The organism is Hydrogenophaga sp. L76 (genome assembly GCF_057654755.1).
Window position 1 is genome coordinate 4,022,534 of the sequence record NZ_CM172807.1, and the last position, 19,163, is coordinate 4,041,696.

At 61.5% G+C, this 19,163-nt stretch carries 16 protein-coding genes; 12 read left to right on the forward strand and 4 right to left on the reverse strand.

The features are described from left to right. Window positions 1-3 precede the first annotated feature (3 nt). Together AC23D4_RS19635 and AC23D4_RS19640 are read right to left on the reverse strand one after the other, a co-directional pair. Window positions 4-1,146, reverse strand: coding sequence for an ABC transporter ATP-binding protein (locus AC23D4_RS19635; protein WP_487623653.1), 1,143 nt, complete (start codon window positions 1,144-1,146; stop codon window positions 4-6). Next, window positions 1,139-1,852 (reverse strand): HAD family hydrolase, encoded by a 714-nt coding sequence (locus tag AC23D4_RS19640; protein ID WP_487623654.1) that lies wholly within the window; start codon window positions 1,850-1,852, stop codon window positions 1,139-1,141. The genes AC23D4_RS19635 and AC23D4_RS19640 overlap by 8 nt, the downstream gene beginning before the upstream one ends. 116 nt (window positions 1,853-1,968) lie before the next feature. On the opposite strand from AC23D4_RS19640, the gene AC23D4_RS19645 reads away from it, so the two are divergent. Further along, window positions 1,969-2,676 carry a DeoR/GlpR family DNA-binding transcription regulator gene (locus tag AC23D4_RS19645; RefSeq protein ID WP_274923534.1) on the forward strand — a complete coding sequence of 236 codons (708 nt, stop codon included), beginning with the start codon at window positions 1,969-1,971 and terminating at the stop codon, window positions 2,674-2,676. A 118-nt stretch (window positions 2,677-2,794) separates the two neighbouring features. After that, the gene (locus AC23D4_RS19650) at window positions 2,795-5,497 is read left to right on the forward strand and encodes a Tn3 family transposase (RefSeq protein ID WP_196996221.1); all 2,703 of its coding nucleotides are present in this window, start codon (window positions 2,795-2,797) and stop codon (window positions 5,495-5,497) included. Window positions 5,498-5,609: 112 nt separating this feature from the next. Here the strand turns inward: AC23D4_RS19650 and AC23D4_RS19655 are convergent, their stop codons facing one another. Then, window positions 5,610-6,062 carry a thiolase family protein gene (locus tag AC23D4_RS19655; protein WP_472887381.1) on the reverse strand — a complete coding sequence of 151 codons (453 nt, stop codon included), beginning with the start codon at window positions 6,060-6,062 and terminating at the stop codon, window positions 5,610-5,612. A 290-nt stretch (window positions 6,063-6,352) separates the two neighbouring features. Further along, complete coding sequence (locus tag AC23D4_RS19660) at window positions 6,353-6,991, reverse strand: TetR/AcrR family transcriptional regulator (RefSeq protein ID WP_162016944.1); 639 nt, start codon at window positions 6,989-6,991, stop codon at window positions 6,353-6,355. Window positions 6,992-7,144: 153 nt separating this feature from the next. Between AC23D4_RS19660 and AC23D4_RS19665 the strand changes: the two genes are divergently transcribed. From AC23D4_RS19665 to AC23D4_RS19710, 10 genes are all read left to right on the forward strand, one after another. Continuing rightward, the gene (locus AC23D4_RS19665) at window positions 7,145-7,696 is read left to right on the forward strand and encodes a TRAP transporter small permease (protein WP_162016943.1); all 552 of its coding nucleotides are present in this window, start codon (window positions 7,145-7,147) and stop codon (window positions 7,694-7,696) included. Between the two features lie 38 nt (window positions 7,697-7,734). Next, window positions 7,735-8,994, forward strand: a complete 1,260-nt coding sequence (locus tag AC23D4_RS19670) for a TRAP transporter large permease (RefSeq protein ID WP_242455481.1) — start codon at window positions 7,735-7,737, stop codon at window positions 8,992-8,994. A gap of 50 nt (window positions 8,995-9,044) precedes the next feature. Next, complete coding sequence (dctP, locus tag AC23D4_RS19675) at window positions 9,045-10,079, forward strand: TRAP transporter substrate-binding protein DctP (RefSeq protein WP_472887382.1); 1,035 nt, start codon at window positions 9,045-9,047, stop codon at window positions 10,077-10,079. Continuing rightward, entirely contained in the window at window positions 10,076-11,329 is a 1,254-nt protein-coding gene (locus AC23D4_RS19680; RefSeq protein WP_472887383.1) for a thiolase family protein, read from the forward strand. Before dctP ends, AC23D4_RS19680 begins: the two co-directional genes overlap by 4 nt. A gap of 15 nt (window positions 11,330-11,344) precedes the next feature. After that, a complete protein-coding gene (locus AC23D4_RS19685) occupies window positions 11,345-12,886 on the forward strand; it encodes a class I adenylate-forming enzyme family protein (RefSeq protein ID WP_472887384.1) in 1,542 nt (513 codons plus the stop codon). Window position 12,887: 1 nt separating this feature from the next. Continuing rightward, window positions 12,888-13,667 carry an SDR family NAD(P)-dependent oxidoreductase gene (locus AC23D4_RS19690; protein ID WP_472887385.1) on the forward strand — a complete coding sequence of 260 codons (780 nt, stop codon included), beginning with the start codon at window positions 12,888-12,890 and terminating at the stop codon, window positions 13,665-13,667. A 402-nt stretch (window positions 13,668-14,069) separates the two neighbouring features. Continuing rightward, window positions 14,070-14,873 (forward strand): cyclase family protein, encoded by an 804-nt coding sequence (locus tag AC23D4_RS19695; protein WP_162016937.1) that lies wholly within the window; start codon window positions 14,070-14,072, stop codon window positions 14,871-14,873. A 186-nt stretch (window positions 14,874-15,059) separates the two neighbouring features. After that, window positions 15,060-16,715, forward strand: a complete 1,656-nt coding sequence (locus AC23D4_RS19700) for a DUF1302 domain-containing protein (protein ID WP_242455376.1) — start codon at window positions 15,060-15,062, stop codon at window positions 16,713-16,715. A 20-nt stretch (window positions 16,716-16,735) separates the two neighbouring features. Continuing rightward, complete coding sequence (locus tag AC23D4_RS19705) at window positions 16,736-18,103, forward strand: DUF1329 domain-containing protein (protein WP_162016936.1); 1,368 nt, start codon at window positions 16,736-16,738, stop codon at window positions 18,101-18,103. 10 nt (window positions 18,104-18,113) lie between these two features. Continuing rightward, complete coding sequence (locus tag AC23D4_RS19710; RefSeq protein WP_472887386.1) at window positions 18,114-19,163, forward strand: WD40/YVTN/BNR-like repeat-containing protein; 1,050 nt, start codon at window positions 18,114-18,116, stop codon at window positions 19,161-19,163.

A 19,163-nucleotide genomic window follows, 5' to 3' on the forward strand; every position in this document is an offset into this window, starting at 1 on the left:
CTTTCAGGCCACTCGCTTCAGGGTGTCGCATCGACCGATCGACATGCGCTGGCCGCCGGCGTCGAAGACATGCAGGGCTTCCCACGGGACCGTGACCTCGAACTCGGCCCCTGCGTGCGCTGCCGTGCCAGCCGGGAGGCAGACGATGCAGGCTTCCCCCTGGCTCGGCAGGGTCAGCGTGGCCATCAATTCGGCACCCGCGTATTCCACATGGCCAACCACGCCGCGCACGGTGAGGCCCGGCGCCTTTGCCAAGGTGACAGCCTGCGGCCGGAAGGCGACACGGCAGGGCCCGCCGTTCCCCGCGGTATCTGCGATGCGTTGCGCCAGGCAATGGATCTCGCCATTGGCGAGGATGTCGCCCGGCACGACGTTGATCCGCGGTGCGCCGACGAATCGAGCCACCTCGAGGCTTTGTGGCCGCATGTACAGATCTTCGGGTGGCGCCACCTGAAGGATGCGGCCTTCGCGCATGACCGCCACACGGTCCGACATGGACATGGCTTCGTGCTGATCGTGCGTGACGTAGATGAACGTCACGCCCAACTGGTCGTGAAGCTGCCGGATCTCGGCACGCAGCGCATGGCGAAGGTTGGCGTCCAGATTAGAAAGGGGCTCGTCGAACAGGAACACGGAGGGGTGGCGAACCATCGCGCGCGCCAGGGCGACGCGTTGGCGCTGGCCGCCCGACAGGTGCGCCGGCTTACGATCGAGTAACCCGTCGATGGTGAGTCGCCGGGCCACTTCATGTGCGCTGGCATGGATGTCGGCGAGCCGGCGGCGCACCCCGGGGGATACCAGGCGTGCCCCCGGCAGGCGACCCCAGAACCCCAGGCCGCGCATCACCAGCGGCATCGAGATGTTCTCGCGCACGGTCATGTGCGGGTACAGCGCATAGGACTGGAACACCATCGCGCAGTCCCGTGCGCTGGGTGACAGGGCGAGCAGGTCGCGGTCTCCCATGCGGATCGTGCCGGTGTCGGGCGTGTCCAGGCCGGCGATCAGCTTCAGCAAGGTGGACTTGCCGCAACCGGACGCGCCCAGCAAGGTGAGGAACTCGCCGTCGCGCACGGTCAGGTCGAGTTCCTGAAGAACGGCCGCGTTGCCGTAGCGTTTGGTCAGGCCCGAGATCTGGATGTCAGACATGGTGATTCGTCTCCGTCGTTGACTGAGTCGATGTCCGGGCGGCCATCCAGCTGTGGAATTCTGCGTAGTCTGAAAACGCCACGGTGCAGGGGCGCAAGTCGTCAGGGTCCGCGGCGTAGCCGCCCAGGTGAGCCGCCAGCGGTACGCCAGCCGCCTGAGCGCATGCCGCGTCGATGCCGGAGTCCCCGACGAAGAGCGCTGTCTGCGGCGTCGCGCCCAACTGGGTCAGTGCGAGGTGCAACGGCGCGGCGTCCGGCTTGGGATGCTCGGTGTCGCCCAGGCCCACGATCGCGTCGAAGAAGCCGGTCAGTGCTGCCTTGTCCAGCAGCGTGCGTGTGGAGTCTTGATCGCGGTTCGTGCAGATGCCCAGGGCGATGCGCTGCGAACGAAGCATCGACAGCAGATCGAGAGCGCCGTCGTACACCACGGCCTGGTGCAGCCAGTGCGATGCGTAGCGGTGCGCGAAGGCATCTTCGAGTCGCGAGGCCAGCGCGAGCGGCACAGACGCCGCCTGAAGCCGGAGCGCGCTCTGGAAGAGGGCGGTGATGCCCTGGCTCAAGGCAGGACGAAGATGCTGCGGCTCGACGGCCTGCAATCCGGCGAGCACAAGCACCTCATTGGCCGCGGCTGCGAGGGTGGGCAAGGTGTCGAAAAGGGTTCCATCGACATCAAAGACGACTGTTCGTATTTGATCGTTAGTGTTCATGTCCTGAATGCTACGAACATGATGAGTCAAACTCATGACAAATACGGGCGGTACAGTTTCCGCATCGATCCCGTGCGCGCGTGGCGCGTCAACCGTCCTGAAATGCAAGAAAACAGATGCTCAAAGCAGCTCGCCAGAAAGAAATCGTCGCCCTTTTGCAAGGGGGCGGCGTCGTCGAAGTCAGCGTGCTGGCGGAGCGTTTTCAGACATCGCCGATCACTGTCCGCCGTGACCTCATCGAATTGCAGGAGCGTGGCGTGCTGGCCCGCACGCGAGGGGGCGCGATTCCCGGCAATGAGGTGTATGCAGAGGGTTGGGCGCGGTACGAGAGTGTTAGCTACGCGGAGCGCGAGAGGGAAAACTACCGCGAGAAACGAGCCATCGCGGAGCTGGCCGCGCAATCAGTGTCGGACGGCGACTGCATCCTCATCAACGGCGGTACCACGTGCAGGCACCTCGCGGAAGCTCTGCGAGGTCATCACCACCTTCATGTCGTCACCAACGGACTGACCGTCGCCATGGAGCTGGCCAAGAGCAGAAACGCCACTGTCCATCTCCTGCAGGGCACCGTGGACTTTCAGAAGATGACGAGTGTGGGCCGCCTCGAAACAGGTGCATTCGAGGACATCACGGTCAGAGCGGCCTTCCTGGGCGTCCACGGGATCTCCGCGACCGGGGGCATCGGCATGCTGACGCCCGAGGAGTCAGCGATGAATCGAGCCTTCGTGGACGCGGCCCAGTCCGTCAATGTCCTCGTCGACTCCTCCAAGTTCAAGGCGCAAGCAATCTTCAGGATCGGGGTCTCCTCGTTTTCAGTGCAATAAGTGACGGTACGCAAAGCTAGCACTGGCGCGGGGGTGGTCTGGGTAGACCGTTGATTTCATTGACTTTCCTGTTCGCTTTGTAAACGGGTATGGTGGCCTCCCACTTTTGAGGTTCACGATGCAGGGTTGGCACACAACGTTTTTGGGGATGCGTGGGCTCCCCCGCGATATCAGCGACTTCGAGATGAAGGCATTTTTCACCTTCGATGGTGCCGAGCGCGACGCAATCAATGCACGCCGAGGTGATTCCCACAAGCTTGGTCTGGCGCTCCATATTGGTTTCCTGCGCATGAGTGGGCGTTTGCTCGGTGCCTTTCGGGTAATTCCAGTACTCGTGCGGGCGCGTCAATGGCTGTACAAGAACAAGCTGGTGATCGTGCACGAGCGGGCAATTCGGACACTGATTGCGGCGGCACTTGCCCAGCTTGAAGTTGAAACAGGCACCGCCATCGCCGCCAGCGTTGATCCAGCAACACTTGATCGCTGGCGAGCCTCAGTTTCAGAGCTGCGCCCAGATGGACAAACCCAGCAGAGTTGGCTATGGGCTGCACCGGCGAAACACTCAACCCGCCAAATCAGCGAGGTACTGGAGCGCATCGACCTGCTTTACACGCTGGACGTTCATAAGCACCTGGCAGACATCCCCGATCTCATCTTGCGCCGCTACGCGCGCCGACTTGTCTCCAGGCCGCCCTCAGCCGGAGCCAAGATCAAAGAGCCAGCGCGCACCGTGGAGGTCGCATGCTTTCTTCGGTATTGCCTGTTCACCACCACAGACCAGTTGATCCTTATGGTGCAGCGCCGGATCGCCGATCTGTGGCGTCAGGCTGCCGCCGATGTCCCCGCTACCGTCAATTGGGCCGCAATGTACAAAACGCTGCTCGGCGAACTTGTTGCCTTGAGCGCGCAAGGTGCGGTGCCAGATGCTGAGTTGCGTGCCCGTCTTGAAGCCTTGATCACCGAAACCCAGAAACGCAAACCACCGAGCAGGGCCTCCCTGGTCCGCGAGGGATTGATTGATGGAATTCGCCCCGTGCGGTCGTTGCTCGTCGCCATTGCAAAGCTGCCCTGGCAGGCCACCGGCGAGCATCCTGCCATCGAGTACCTTGCCAAGCTGCAAGCTTTATATCTCAAAGGATCCAGAAAGCTGCCAGTTGAAGTGGTGGCACCAAGTCTGGGAATGATCTGGCAGGTTTCGATCTCCAGCCCAGACCGGGAACGGGCGTTTCAGGCGTTGGAGGTGGCCACCCTGTTTGCCCTGCGCCGCGCGGTGCGCAATGGCTCGGTCTGGATTGAGCACAGCCTGAGCTTTCGGGGTCGTGCGCGCTTGTTCTTCACGGACGAGCGTTGGCAGGCAGAGTCCAAGAAACACTATGCCCGTCTATCGTTACCCAGCAAGGCTGCCACTTTCTTGAAGCCTTTGCTGGCCAGAGTAACTGCCGGTGTCGATGCGGTGGCCGCTGCAGCCCGCAGTGGCGTACTGCGCGTGGATGATGAACTCCATTTGTCGCCATTGCCCGCAGAGGACGAAGACCCAGAAGTGACCAAGCTGCGCGCGGCTTTGGATCACCGCATCGGTGAGGTTCAATTGCCGGAAGTGATTCTGGCCGTTGACGCCCAGGTGCGCTTTAGCTGGATCATGCTCGGACGTGAGCCGCGCTCTACCGACGAGCTGCTGATGGTCTATGCCGGCATCATGGCCCACGGCACCAGTCTGACTGCGGTCGAATGCGCGCGCATGATTCCGCAATTGTCTGCCACCAGCATTCGCCAGGCCATGCGCTGGGCGCGGGACGAACGGCGTCTGAGCCAGGCCTGCCAGGCTGTGCTGGAATTCATGCAGCGACACCCGATTGCCGCCACCTGGGGGCGGTCCGATTTGGCATCTTCTGACATGATGAGCATGGAGACCACCAAACGGGTGTGGCAAGCCCGGCTTGATCCTCGGCGCAACACACCTTCCATTGGAATCTACTCCCATGTAAAAGACCGGTGGGGCATCTTCCATGCGCAGCCCTTTGTGCTCAATGAGCGCCAGGCGGGCGTGGCCATTGAAGGTGTCATCCGCCAAGAAAAGCTGGAGACCAGCCAGCTTGCTGTGGATACCCATGGCTACACCGACTTTGCCATGTCACATGCCCGTTTGCTTGGTTTTGATCTTTGCCCGCGGTTGAAGGAACTCAAACAGCGCCACCTCTTTGTGCCACGCGGCACCAAAGTGCCCGCAGAAATCGCTGCGGTGTGCGAAGCCAATGTCGACGTCGCTTTGATCGAAAAGCATTGGGATAGTCTGGTGCACCTGGCAGCCTCGGTCATGAGCGGACATGCCAGTGCGGTGGCAGCTCTTGCGCGGTTCGGTTCTGCCGCCCAGGGCGATCCAATCTATGAGGCTGGCGTGCAATTGGGGCGGTTGCTGCGTACGGCGTTTTTGGCTGACTACTTTGTCAAGGACGCTTTCAGGAACGAGTTGCGCCGGGTGCTCAATCGGGGCGAGGCTGTTAACGCCCTCAAGCGCGCCATTTATACCGGCCGGATCAGCCCGGCGCAGGCCAAACGTGTCGATGAAATGCAGGCTGTGGCCGATGCGTTGAGCCTGATGGCCAACATCGTGATGGCGTGGAATACCTCACAGATGCAGGCGGTCCTGGATCGCTGGTCGAACCGCCGCCAGGTCATTCCACCGGAACTGATCGGGAAGATTGCGCCCACCAGGCTGGAGAGCATCAACTTGCGGGGTGTGTTTCGCTTCCCGGTTGACCGCTATGCTGACCAAATCCTGCCTTCGCGGCCAAATGCATCGATAACTGGCACCAATGGATGAAACCGACCACGGTTTGACGCCACGAATCGCAGATTTGAAAGTGAACAGGAAAGTCAATGAAATCAACGATCTACCAACACCACCTCCGCGCCAGTGCTAGCTTTTCGTACCGTCACTTATTGCACTGAAAACGAGGAGACCCCACATCGCGCCCGAGCTTCATCAGTTCCTCACGATTCTCCGCAGCCCGGGACAGATCCCAGGCGCTGTCGAAGACCGAGAACATCTTCTGCTTGTCGGTGGAAAACATCTTCTCCGCGCCGATGGCTAGCGCCACATCGCCGGCACCTGAACGGACATGGTTGCAGGCCAGCACGAACGCGGACGATCCGCTGGCACAGGCGTTCTCGACGTTCACCACGGGAATGTGGCCGATCCCCATGGCGCGCAAGGCGATCTGCCCGCGGATCATGTGCTGACCCTCCATGTGACCTTGGGAGGTATTGCCGAAAAAGGCGGCCTGCAGATCGTCCTGTCGTATCCCCGCGTCCACAAGCGCGGCCCCGGTCGCCTCGCGCGTGAGCTGCTTGATGTCCTTATCGGGATGCCGACCGAATGGGGTCATTCCCACTCCAACTATAAATATGTCTTCCAACGCGCGTCTCCTGCAAGTGGTTCTAGGGTGGATGCCAGACCAATGGAAAATTGCATGAAGTAAATGAACTTACTCTAAAGTAAATTTACTGCATTCCAGCTAGGTGAATCCCCGTGTTGGCGTAGGCGAGCAAGCGCTCCCCGCGTGCCCGCCAAGCATGCGCGCAGCCCAGATGCTGGGCGTGGACGAGGGCGAGGGCCAGGTATACGTCGAGGCCGAGGCGGCAGCGGCGACAGAACTGGTAGCGCGCAGCCAGCGTTTCATTGCACCTGTTGGCGGGCCTTCGCTGGCTGACGTCGCGTTTGCTGCTCCTTTGCGGCGCCGGCCGGGCGTTGCGCTAGAAGTCCGCCAAGGAAGATGCGGTAGAACTCTTCAAAAGCTTGATCCATCGTCAAGCCTGCTTGGGTCAGGAAGTCTGGATGTCTCAATCTCTGCCCCGCCGACCGTAAGGCTTCAATGACGAGCAAGGTGTGGCAAGGCACAAAAATGCCCTGGCGTATGCCTTGTTCTATGAGTCCTTGCGCGTGTGCGACACGTAAATTCTGATAGTTGTCAAAGATCTTCTTGGCCTCGGGAAATGCTTCGAGATCCTCCAAGAAGGGCGTGCTGAGTTGAGCACCTGCTTTTGCTCCAACCCATAAATACTGCGTCAGTATCTCGGCGAGGTCGCCCTGTGCGTGCTCAAGCACAGCGTCACCAGCCGCCAGCGCGGTGTCAAAGTGTCGCTGGGTTACTTGGCAAAAGAGCTCCTCCTTCGTCTGCGCAAGCTCGTAGAGGCGACGTCTAGAGCATCGCAGACGTGCAGCGATGCTTCCCACGGTGAGTGCGCGCATGCCTTCCGACAGAAACAGGTTGGTCAGTTCCGCATGGAACGCCTCGTCATCAAGAAACTTTTTCATTGGTCGCGGCCATCGTTGATAGAACTTTATAAAGCTCAACGGTACCACTAGGAGCTCTTCTTCGGTGTTGTATCCGCTGTCTTCACGGAGCTCTTCCTAGGGTTTGTCCTAGCTGCTTCTCGGTATCGAGTTGATTGACATTGGTACCCTGAGATGGCCAAATGGTATCCCAAATTCATCTGGAGTACCATTCTAATGCGCGCATCAAAAACTGCACGGAAAAAACACGCTCTGGAGGAGCGGCTCGGCGCAGTCATCATGGCGCTGCTGCTCCTGATCACGTTGACCAATGTGGTCGCGCGCTACGTGACCAGCCAATCCCTGGCGTGGACCGAGGAGTTTTCGGTCTTCCTGCTGGTAGCCCTGGCGCTGGCGGGGACTGCGGCCGTCGCCGCCCAGGATGCGCATATCCGGATCGAGTTTTTTTATGCAGGCGGTTCCGCGGTTCGCCGCCGTCTGCTGGCCTGGCTGACGACGGTCGCCACCGTGCTGCTCTTCGCGCTGTTGGCCGTGCTGCTGGCGCGGACGGGCTGGCAAGAGTTCCAGTTTGAAGAGACCTCTACCGGCCTGGGTCTGCCGCGCTGGTGGTACACGGGCATCCTGAGCGTGCTGGCGGTGCCGGTGGCGCTGCGGGCCATCGGCGCACACTGGAGCAAGAGCCGAGGTGCAGGCACTGCCAAGGCATCGCAGGAGGCCGAGCTGTGACCGAAGCCATCGTTCTCCTGGGGCTGTTCTTCGGGCTGATGCTCGCTGGAGTCCCGATCGCATTTTCCCTAGGACTCAGCGGTACAGCGGTGGTCGTTCTCATGGGGGCGGACATGCCCTGGTGGGGTTTGTACACACTGCAGCAGAGTTTCGATGCCAGCATCGCCAAGTACCCGCTGCTCGCCTTGCCGATGTTCGTTCTGGTCGGCTGTGCATTCGACCGCTCCGGCGTGGCGTCCCGCATGGTCACGTTCGCCATGGCAGTGCTGGGGCGCGGGCCGGGCATGCTGCCGATCGCCGCCATCCTGGTTGCCATGGTGTTGGGCGGCATTTCGGGATCGGGCGCGGCACTTGCTGGTGCCATCGGGGCCGTCATGTTGGGCGCGATGCGCAGCGCGGGCTATCCCCCTGCGTTTTCCGCAACGGTTATCGGCTCGGCGACGGCCACCGACATTCTCATTCCTCCGTCGCTCGCGTTCGTGATCTACAGCGTCATGGTGCCGGGCGTCTCGCTGCCAGCGCTGTTCGCTGCGGGCCTGATTCCCGGCGTGCTGGCCGGGCTGGCCTTGATCTTGCCCGCGTGGCTCATCTCGCGGCACCGCCAGTTCGGCGCTGTCGAGGCGAAGCTGCCGCGCCCCCCTTTCTGGAAAAGCCTGCGCGAAGCCAGCTGGGGGCTGGTGACGCCCGTGCTGATCCTCGGGGGCATGCGCGCGGGCCTGTTTACGCCGACGGAGGCAGCAGTGGTGGCTGCGGTGTGGGTGCTCTTCATCGGCATTTTTATCCACCGAACTATCGGGTTGGCCGACCTCTACGACATCTTCGCGGAGAGCGCGAAGATTTCCGCTGTCATCCTGATTATCGTGGGCTTCACCGGCGTGTTCGGTTACTGCATCAATACGCTGGGTGTTGCCGACCCTGTCGTTGCTTGGCTGAGTTCACTGGGCCTCGGCCCCATCGGGGCGCTCGTTCTGACGCTGATCCTCATCAAGGTCATCAGCATCTTCCTGGAGGGCGTGACCGTCTTCATGGTGTTCCTGCCGCTGCTGACCCCGCTGGTGAAGCACTTCGGCTGGGACCCGGTGTGGTTCGCGGTGCTGTTGACCATGGTCATGGCCCTGGGTCAGTTTACGCCGCCGCTCGCGGTCAACCTGCTGGTGGCCTGCCGCATCGCCCAGGTGCCCATCGAGTCCACGTTCCGCTGGGTCGGCTGGTTCTTCCTGAGCTTCGTCGCTGCCATCGCAGCAGTCATTTTCTGGCCTCAACTGGCCCTGTGGCTGCCACGGATCAGCGGCTTTTGATGCGCGATTTTGATGCGCCAACCTGACTTTCAACCCCAAAGGAGACACCCATGATTCGACGCCGCGACTTGATCCTGTCATCGGCTGCGGCCAGCTTGGCCATGCCCGGCCTCAGCCACGCACAAAGTTCCTCATACAAGAAGGAATACCGCCTCTCCATGGTTTCCCCGCCGGGGCCGCTTTGGTACAAGATGGCCGACCTGTTCGCCAACACTGTCCGGGAGCGCACGTCCGGCCGCATCGCCATCAAGCTGTACCCTGGTTCGAGTCTGGTGCAGGGCCAGCAGGATCGGGAACTCGTGGCGCTGCGGCAAGGGGCGATCGACATCATCGTCGGTACCGGCGTGAACTATTCGGGCACCGTCAAGGACATGGCCGCGTTCGCCCTGCCGTTCCTGATGACGAACAGCAAGGAGGTCGATGCGGTCCTGGCGTCCAAGGCGCTGACCGAGGACTACTACGGCATCGTGCGCAGCAAGGCGGGCATGGAAATCCTGGCGTCCGCGGAGTACGGCTACATCCAGTTGTTCAATTCCAAGCGCAGGCTGACCAAGGCATCCGACATGACAGGGCTGAAAGTCCGCGTGGTGGGCAGCCCCATGTTCCAGGACGTCATGAACGCCCTGGGTGCCAACCCCACCAGCATGCCCTGGGCCGAGGCGCAGGCGGCGCTGGCGTCCGATGCGGTGGACGGCGTGACGCTGACGCAGGAACAGGCGATCGCTGCCAAAGCGGTCACGCTGGGGCAGAAGTACGTCACCAAGTGGAATGCATTCACGGAGCTCCTGCACATCAGCATCGCCAATCCCATATGGGCCAGTTGGAGTCCCGAGGATCAGAAGATCGTCCGCGCAGCTGCGCAGGACACCGCGAAGGAAATCACCCGGCTGACCCGCGCCAATGAACAGGCCGATGAAGAGGCGCTGCGCCGTGCGGGCGTGGATGTCTACATCCCGACGCCCGCCGAACTCGACGAGTGGCGGATCCTGGTTCGGCGGCCCTACGCCAAGTGGAAGGCGACCATCAATCCGCAACTCGTAGGCAAGCTCGAAGAAGTCATCGCACAAGCATCCAAAAAGGTATGACCATGGAACCTATTTATATCGCGGGCGTTGCCCAGACGGTCTTCTCCAGAAGGCCAGAAGTCTCCGTAAAGCAATTGACCACCGAGGCGTTGCGGGAGGTGCTGGCCGACGCCGGTGCCGAAATGAAGCACATCGAGGCCGCGTTTTTCTCCAATGCCTGTCAGGACGTGGTGGAAGGGCAAGCCAACATCGCGGGCCAGATCGCACTGCGCGCTGCGGGGCTGGACTCGATACCCATCGTCAACATGGAGAATGCCTGCGCCTCGGCATCGACGGCGGTCTGGCTGGCGCTTCAATACCTGCGCTCCGGCGCGGGCGACGTGGCACTGGCCATCGGCGTGGAAAAGATGACCTACGGCCAGGAGCTGTATGACCAGCGTGTGATGGAAATGTTCAAGGGCGGTATGGATGTGCACGATGTGCCCGCCACCATGCAGCGCATGGACCGACTGGGGGCGCCGCCCCCGCCCGAAGGGGCGGCGATTGGACACCGGACGGCGTTCATGGACTTGTACGCCACCCTGTGTCGCGCGCATATGCAGCGCTTCGGCTCGACCCAGCGGCAGATGGCTGTGATCGCGTCCAAGAACCACGGGCACTCGGTTCACAACCCCCGCGCGCAGTTCCGCAAGCCGTTCACGGTCGAGGAAGTGCTGGCCGGACGTCCCCTGAGCTATCCCTTGACGGTGCCGATGTGCTCGCCGTTCGCCGATGGCGCGGCGGCGGCCATTCTGTGTACCGAGCGCGGCGCGGCGCGGCTGGGCCTGAGCGGGCCGCGGATCAAGGTGAGCGCCTACGAACTCGTGTCTGGCAAGGAGCGCGCCTGGGAGGATCTCGAACAACACGCTGCCACCCGTGCTGCGCGCAAGGCGTACGAGGTGGCTGGGATCGGGCCGCAGGATATCGACGTCGTCGAAGTGCATGACGCCACGGCCTTTGGCGAGTTGTTCATCACCGAGCTGCTGGGGCTGTGCCCATTGGGCGAAGGCGGCATCCTGGCTGAATCGGGCGCCACTACCTTGGGTGGCCGGATTCCGATCAATCCTTCGGGCGGACTGGAATGCCGGGGGCACCCCATCGGCGCCACCGGTCTGGCCCAGATCTTCGAGCTGACGCAGCAATTGCGCGGGCAGTGCGGCCCCAGGCAGGTGGAAGGCGCGCGCATTGCACTGCAAGAGAACGGCGGGGGCTTCCTGGGCGTGGAGGAGGGCGTGGCGGTGGCCTCCATTCTGGAACGCGTGGGCAATTGAGAAAGGACAAGCGTCGTGGAAATTTTTGAGTATCTGGACAAGGGCTACCGGTTGCACCCGGAGCGGATTTTTTGCCTGGACGCGCGGGAGAAACTGACTTACGCGCAAGTCCATGAAAACAGCCACCGGATCGCCAATGTCTTGCGATCGCTGGGTGTGGACGAAGGCACCAAGGTCTCCATCTACGCGCCCAACAGTTGCGCGGTGCTGGAGTGCATCTATGGCATGAGCCGCGCAGGGGCTGTCTGGGTGCCGCTGAATGCGCGCAATGGCGTGGAGGAAAACATCCACATTCTCGAATCCTTCGATGTGGACGTGGTCCTCTACGATGCGCGGCTGGCCGACGCGGCGGCAACGTACAAGGAGCGGACCAAACGGTCGATCCGTTTCGTGTCCATCGATGGCCCTGGCGAAGACTCGCTCAAGAGCCTGTGCAAGACGGCTGCCAGCCAGGCGCCGGCCAGAGAGGCTCGTCCGGATCGCATGGTGTCCATCTTCCCGACCGGGGGCACCACGGGCAGACCCAAAGGTGTCATGCACTGCAATTTGAACTGGATTGCCCAGGTCGCCAACCTGAGCGCAGCCTTGCCGCCGCAGGGGCAGGTCGTTCATCTCGTCGTGGCTCCGCTGACGCATGGCGCTGGTGCTCTCTCGGTCATCCTGACCGCGCAGGGTGCGACACACGTCATCCTGGAGGGGTTCGACGCCGAGAAAGTCATGCGCAGCATCGAGCAGCATCGGGTCACCCACCTGTTCCTGCCCCCTACGGCGCTGTATGCCTTGCTGGCGCATCCCCATGTGCGCCAGCACGATTACAGCTCGCTGCAGTATTTTGTGTACGGTGCCGCGCCTTCGGCGCAGGCGAAGATCGCGGAGGCTATTTCCGTCTTCGGGCCGGTCATGACCCAGGGATACGGGCAGACCGAAGCGCCGTCCACCTGCACGTTCCTGAAGCCGCAAGACCATCGGCCGGGAGACCCGGCGCTGGACAAGCGCATGCGCAGTTGCGGGCAGCCGACCATCCTGACGGATTTGCGCATAGTGGGGAGCGATGGTTGCGAAGTCCCGCGCTTGCAGACGGGTGAGATCGAGGTGCGCGGCCCTTTGGTGATGGTGGGCTACTACAAGAACGCCGCCGCCACGCAGGAAGCGATGCATGGCGATTGGCTGCGCACTGGCGACGTGGGCTATCTGGACGAGGATGGCTACCTCTACATCGTGGACCGGAGCAAGGACATGATCATCACCGGGGGCTTCAACGTGTACCCCTCTGAGATCGAGTCGGTCGTCTGCGCCCAGCCCGAAGTCGAGGACTGCGCGGTCATCGGTGTGCCCGACGAAAAATGGGGCGAAGCGATCAAGCTGGTGGTGCAGCCCAAGAGAGGCCAGGCCGTCGATTCGGATGCGCTGCTGCGCATCTGCCGCGAACAACTGGGCGGAGTGAAGACGCCCAAGTCGGTGGAGGTCTGGACCGACCTGCCGCGCAGCGCCACCGGCAAGGTACTCAAGCGCGAAATCAGGGATAAGTTCTGGCGTAACGCCGAGAGGAGAGTGTGAAATGAAGAAACTTGACGGCCTGAAGATCATCGTCAGCGGCGGTGGCAGCGGTATCGGCCTGGAGATCGCCCGGAACCTGATAGAGCAGGGGGCTCAGGTGTGCATCACCGGGCGCAACGCAGACAAGCTGCGGTCGGCCCAGGAAGTGCTCGGCCGCGACGGTGCATCGGTCGAGGTGCGCGCCTTCGATGTATCGAACCGGGCGGCCGTACTCTCGGCGGTCACGGAGCTGCACGCTGCCTGGGGACGGATTGACGGACTCGTGAACAACGCGGGGGTCTACAAGTCCGCTGCGTTTCTCCAACTCGAACCTGAAGATTTCGAGCGCCTCTTCCAGACCAACGTGATGGGCTGCGTGCATCTCATGCAGGCGGTGATTCCGCACATGGTCGCGCAAGGGGCGGGGCGTATCGTCAACATCGCCTCCACTGCGGGGAAGTGGGGCTCGGTGAACCAGAGCGCCTACAACGTGAGCAAGCACGCAGTGGTCGGCCTGACGCGATGCGTGGCCCTTGAGACCGCCGCGCAAGGCATCACGGTGAACGCGATCTGTCCCGGCCTGGTGGCTACCGACATGATGGACGACCTTCTCACCGATCAGGCCAAGCTGACCGGAACTGACAAGAACGCCTTGCGAGCCGCTCTGGAAGCGCGCATTCCCATACGTCGCGTCATTCGCCCCGAGGAGATCGGCGAACTGGCTGCTTACCTGCTTTCGCCGGGTGCCGCGGGCATGACCGGCCAGTCGATCCTGTACGACGGCGGCGTGGTTCTGGTTTGAAATGAGGTTCGCCCCGCGCCACCTTCGGCGTTACCCAGAAGCACAGGAGTGACAGAGGGCGACCGACAGGCCGGGGCGGATCGGCGCTGTTCCCGGATGCGGCGTGTATTAAGAAGGGGCGCCTGACCGGGTTCTATCAACCGCGCGCCAGGTTCTCGTGTGACCGCAGCGACCAATTCGATGCTGGGTGTCGAGGACAGCTTCTTCCGGGACGAAGCGTGTCAACTCTTCGAAGAATTGCCGTTCGTCCAGTATCCGCGCTTCATGCGGGTTTTCACCCATGTTTTTAGGTATCAAATGCATTGATTCGGTACCTTTTTGATGTTTCAATGGTACCCAAAATAATTTATCGTTACCAACCTGAACCCCTCCAGCATCAACATCACATCCGTAGGAAATCCCATGAAGCCACGACTTGTCTGCCTGACCCGTCCCATCGATCCTGAACTGCGCAATGCGGTTCCTGAGATGCTTAAGCCCGTCGCCAACGTGATCGCGCCGCTGGTCGACTTTCAAAGACCAGAAGCCAAAGGGCGAGATCGGATGATGGCTATCTTCTGTTGCGCTCAGCATGACCTGCCCCACGGCGAGGGGTGGGGCGAGGAAATGCTGAACGACATGAACTCGCATTGCGGTACCCATGTGGATGCGCCGTATCACAGCGGGAATCTGGTTGAAGGCAAGCCGGCGCGGAAGCTCCACCAGATCGACCTGCAGGAGTTGTTCTGCCACGGCATGGTGCTGGATATGCGCAAATTTCAACGGCGCAACGATGCTTACACCGTCGCTGAACTCCAGGAGGCGATTGATGCCGTTGGGCGGCCCATCGAGCCGGGCGATGCCGTGTTGTTGCGCACGGGCCAGGAGATCTACGAGCCTAGCAATCCTGAATGGTGGGTGTATCCCGGCATGTCGCGCGAGGGCACGCTTTTCCTGGCCAACGCCGGAGCCAAGGTGTTGGGCACTGATGCTCCTGGGTGGGATCGACCGCTTCCGGTCATGCGCAAGATCTTCCAGGAAACGGGTGATGGCAAGGCGATCTGGGACGGCCATTTCGCCATCCAGGAAAAGGAGGCCTTCATCGTGCAGCAGATGCACAACCTCGCGGCGCTGCCATCCAAAGGGTTCATGGTGGGCTTCTTCCCCTTGAACCTCGTGGGCACCAGCGCGGCGCCGGCACGGGCCGTGGCCTTTCTTGACAGATAAGCGGCACATCGCGGGGCATCGGCGACACCAAGTGGCTTGATGCCCTGCCCAAGTGGCCACGATCTTCGAGGCCGTTCCGGGCCTGCACCAGACGGACTGGAACGCCTTCTGGTTCCCGGCCAAGACGACAAAGAGCGTCGCGCGCCGGTTCGGGGCCGAACCGAGAGAATTATTAGGAGACAACGAATGAAAAATCGCTACGCACATTTAAGCCTGCCGTTCAAGATGATGGCGACGGCTGTCGCTACTCTGCTGTTCGTCACAGATGGCCAAGCAGTTGAAATCGAGACCGGGAATCCAGACGTCAATATCCGGTTTGACAACACTCTCAAGTACAGCGGGGGACTGCGCACCGGTTCGCCGCTGGCTCGCTATGTGAACCCGGCGGCTGGTGGAAACATGATGAGCACGGATGACGGAGACCAGAACTTCAAGAAGGGCAGCCCGATATCCAACCGAATCGATCTGTTGTCGGAGCTCGATTTCGATTTTCGAAAGACGATTGGCTTTCGTGTAAGCGGTGCCGCTTGGTACGATACGGTTTATAACCGTACCAATAGCAACAATTCACCAGGCACGGCCAATTCCTTGTCGGTGCCCTACAACGAGTTCACTGACGCTACCCGTAACCTCCACGGACGCAAAGCGGAAATACTGGATGCTTTCGTCTGGGCCAACTTCAAGCCAACGGATGAAATGCGTGCGCAGGTCAAGGCAGGCAGGCATTCCTTGTTGTGGGGTGAAAGCCTGTTCTATTCTGGGAATGCCATCGCGGGTGGCATGGCGCCGTTCGATGTGATCAAGCTCGCTTCGGTTCCGTCCACGCCTGCCAAGGAATTCGTGATGCCTGTGGGGCAGCTCTCGGGCCAGCTCCAGATTTCACCGGAGTGGTCAGTGGCCGCGTACTGGCAATACGATTGGCGCCGCACACGTCTGCCCGCGGCGGGCAGCTACTTCTCTTCCGGGGACTTACTGGATGCGGGTGGGGAGCGGATCTTTGTGGGGCCGGGGCCGTACTTGACTCGTACACAAGACTCGGAGCCGTCTAGCAAGAAGCAATTCGGCTTCGCGTTGAAGACGCGTGTGGAAGACGCCGACATTGGCCTCTACGCGATCCAGTACCACGCCAAGCTTCCGCAACTGGCCTTCAATTTCGTGCCGTCGGCGACATCGATGGATCAGGGAACGTATTCGCTGGTATTCCCGGAGCGTATCCGCGCGTTCGGTGCCAGTATCAGCCAGACAGTGGGCAATTTCAACTTGGCGGCTGAAGCGTCCATCCGCCATAACTCGCCGCTCCAGTCGCTGCCGTCAACGAGCTTCTATGGCGCCCCGGCGATCAGCACCTCGGGTAACCCGCTGTACGCGGTGGGTACTACTGGACACATCAATGTGAATGCCCTGGCGATGCTGGGCCCGTCTTTCATTGCCTCATCGGCAACTCTGATGGGTGAAGTGGCATGGAACCGCATGCTGAGCTGCAAGAGCAACTGCGGCCCGACGGTGCTGGATCCGGGTGTCACACGGGATGCTTTGAGCCTTCGCGTGAGCTACTCGCCGAACTATTACAACGTGATGGATGGCCTGGATCTTTCGCCATCGATCAGCGTTTCGTACAACCCGAAGGGCAAGGGCGCGGCCGGTCCGATGGGGCCGCACAAGGGTGGCGACGTCACGCTGGGGGTGGATGCGACGTATTTGGGAGTGTGGAAGGCTGCGTTGTCGTACACAAGGTACTACGGCTCGGCCGACAACATCTTCAACACCGCCAACACCTACTCGTTTGCACAAACGCTGCGTGATCGTGACTTCATCTCGTTCACGCTCAGCCGCGCATTCTGATTCACCAGGAGAACCATTTCATGTCCACCCAACATCACACGCTGAAGTCACTCATCGCTGCTTTGCTGCTGGCTTTCGCGGCGGTACCTGCCTTTGCCGGCGTGAGCGCCGCCGAAGCGGCCAAGCTCAAGACCACCCTTATGCCGCTGGGCGGAGAGCGCGCAGGCAACAAGGACGGAACCATTCCGGCCTGGGATGGCGGCACGCGCCAGGTCGTCTCGAACGACGGCCGTATACCCAACCCCTTTGGCGAAGACAAACCGCTGTTCACCATCGATGCCAAAAACATGGCCCAGTATGGGGACAAGCTGGCCGACGGCATCAAGGCAATGATTGCGAAGTACCCGGACACCTTCAATCTGCAGGTGTACACCACCCGACGCACGGCCAGCGCGCCGCAGTGGGTGTACGACAACACTTTCAAGAACGCGACGCGCGCCACGCTGGAGTCGGGTTCCGGGGGAGGGTTGCCGCGTGGTGCCATCGGCGGTTTGCCGTTCCCGATTCCGCAAAATGGTGAAGAGGTGATGCTGAACAATCTGTTCCGCTGGCAAGGAACGACGATTGAGGACGAGGGTACTGCGGTGCGTTTCCTGGACGGCAAACCCGTGCGCATGACCACCGGAACGAAGGTGATGCAATCGCCGTATTACGACCCGGCCATGACGCCCGAGAAGTTCGATGCGGACCCCATTTACAAGCTGTACCGCATGGACACCTTTGCGCCGCCACTGCGCGCCGGCGAGAAGATGGTGATTCGCAACAATGTTGACGATGACAAGACGCAGACCTGGCAATACCTGACAGGCCAGCGGCGAGTCCGCAAGCTGCCCCAGGTGTGCTGCGACGTGCCCAACCCGATGTCTGGCGGCATCCAGAATTTCGATGAATTCGAAGGGTTCTTCGGTGGCACCGGCCGCTACGATTGGAAGCTGGTGGGCAAGCGCGAAATGTACGTGCCGTACAACACCAACGCTTTTGCACAGGCCAGCCTGGACGAGGTGGCCATGAAAGACCACTTCAATCCCAAGTACGTTCGCTGGGAGTTGCACCGTGTCTGGGAGGTAGAGGCCAAGCTCAAGGCCGGGCAGCGCCACGTGTATCCCACTTCACGCTTCTATTTCGACGAAGACAGCGCGCTGGTACTCATTGCCGAGCGTTACGACGCACAAGGCAAGCTGGCCAAGGTCACGCACACGCTGCCCATGGTCATTCCGAGCTTGCCTGCGGTGATTCTCCGCGGTGATCCATCGTACGACGTGCTGCGTGGCGGCTACTACTCAACGGTTTACAACGAAGCACGGGGCAACAAGCAGTTCCGTGTTCTGGAAAAGCAGCCTGATATGAAGTTCACGCCGGACTCGATCACGGGCGAAGGCGTGCGCTGAGGGGCCTAAATTGAAGCTGCTTTCATCTCCAGGAGGGGCGCCGACCAGGCGTGCCCTGCTGAAAGCCGGTGGTTTGGCGGCCGCCTCTTTGGGGTTCCTGTCGCCGCCCATGGCAGCACGAGCAGCGGCCAATTGGCTGCAGCCCGTGCATCGGGCAGCTTTGCCCGCGCGCCGACCGGCCGCTGGTGTATTGCTGGCCATCGAGCAGGCGGGCAACCGTTTGGTGGCATGCGGTGAGCGCGGGGTGGTTGCTTTCTCCGACGATGGGGGAACTGCCTGGCAGCAGGCATCGGTTCCCGTCAGTGTCACCCTGACCGCGCTGACCTTCCACAGTGCCCAGTTGGGATGGGCGGTTGGCCATTCGGGCGCGGTGCTGCTGACACAGGACGGCGGCAGCACATGGCGGCTGCAAACAGATGGCTCGCCTGCGATGAAGGACAACGCCGCGTTGTTCGACATCCACTTTCGCGATGAACGCAATGGAGTGGCCGTCGGCGCCTTTGGCCTGTTCATGAAAACCGCAGATGGCGGCACTACCTGGGAACAACGCAGCACCAAGGCGGGCAACCCGCGCGGCTTGCACCTGTACAGCGTGCGCCGGTATGGCGGCACCACCTATGTGGCAGGTGAGCAAGGGTTGCTCCTGCGATCACTCGATGACGGTGAGACCTTCGATGCGGTGCCCAGCCCCTATGGCGGCAGCTTCTATTGCCAGGCGATGGAGTCCGACGGCGCGCTCCTTTTGGGCGGGCTGCGCGGCACGGTTCTGCGATGGAACAACGACCGGTTCCAAACCATCCAGGTGCCGTCCGTCGCGTCCATCCTGTCTCTGCGCCCATCGTCTGCAGAGGGCGGGGTGGTGGCAGTCAGCCAGGCTGGGGATCTGATGGTGCTGCCCACGGCAGCGGCGTCCATGACCAGGGTGCTCGCATCCGGCCTGCCGCTGGTTGGCGCCCTTGAAGTCTCTCCCCGTACGTTTGTCGGTGTCGGTTTCCTGGGTGCCTCCCGGCTCGCTGCAGCCGAATCTTCTTATCCTCCCCCCGCCAGAGCGAAATCGTGA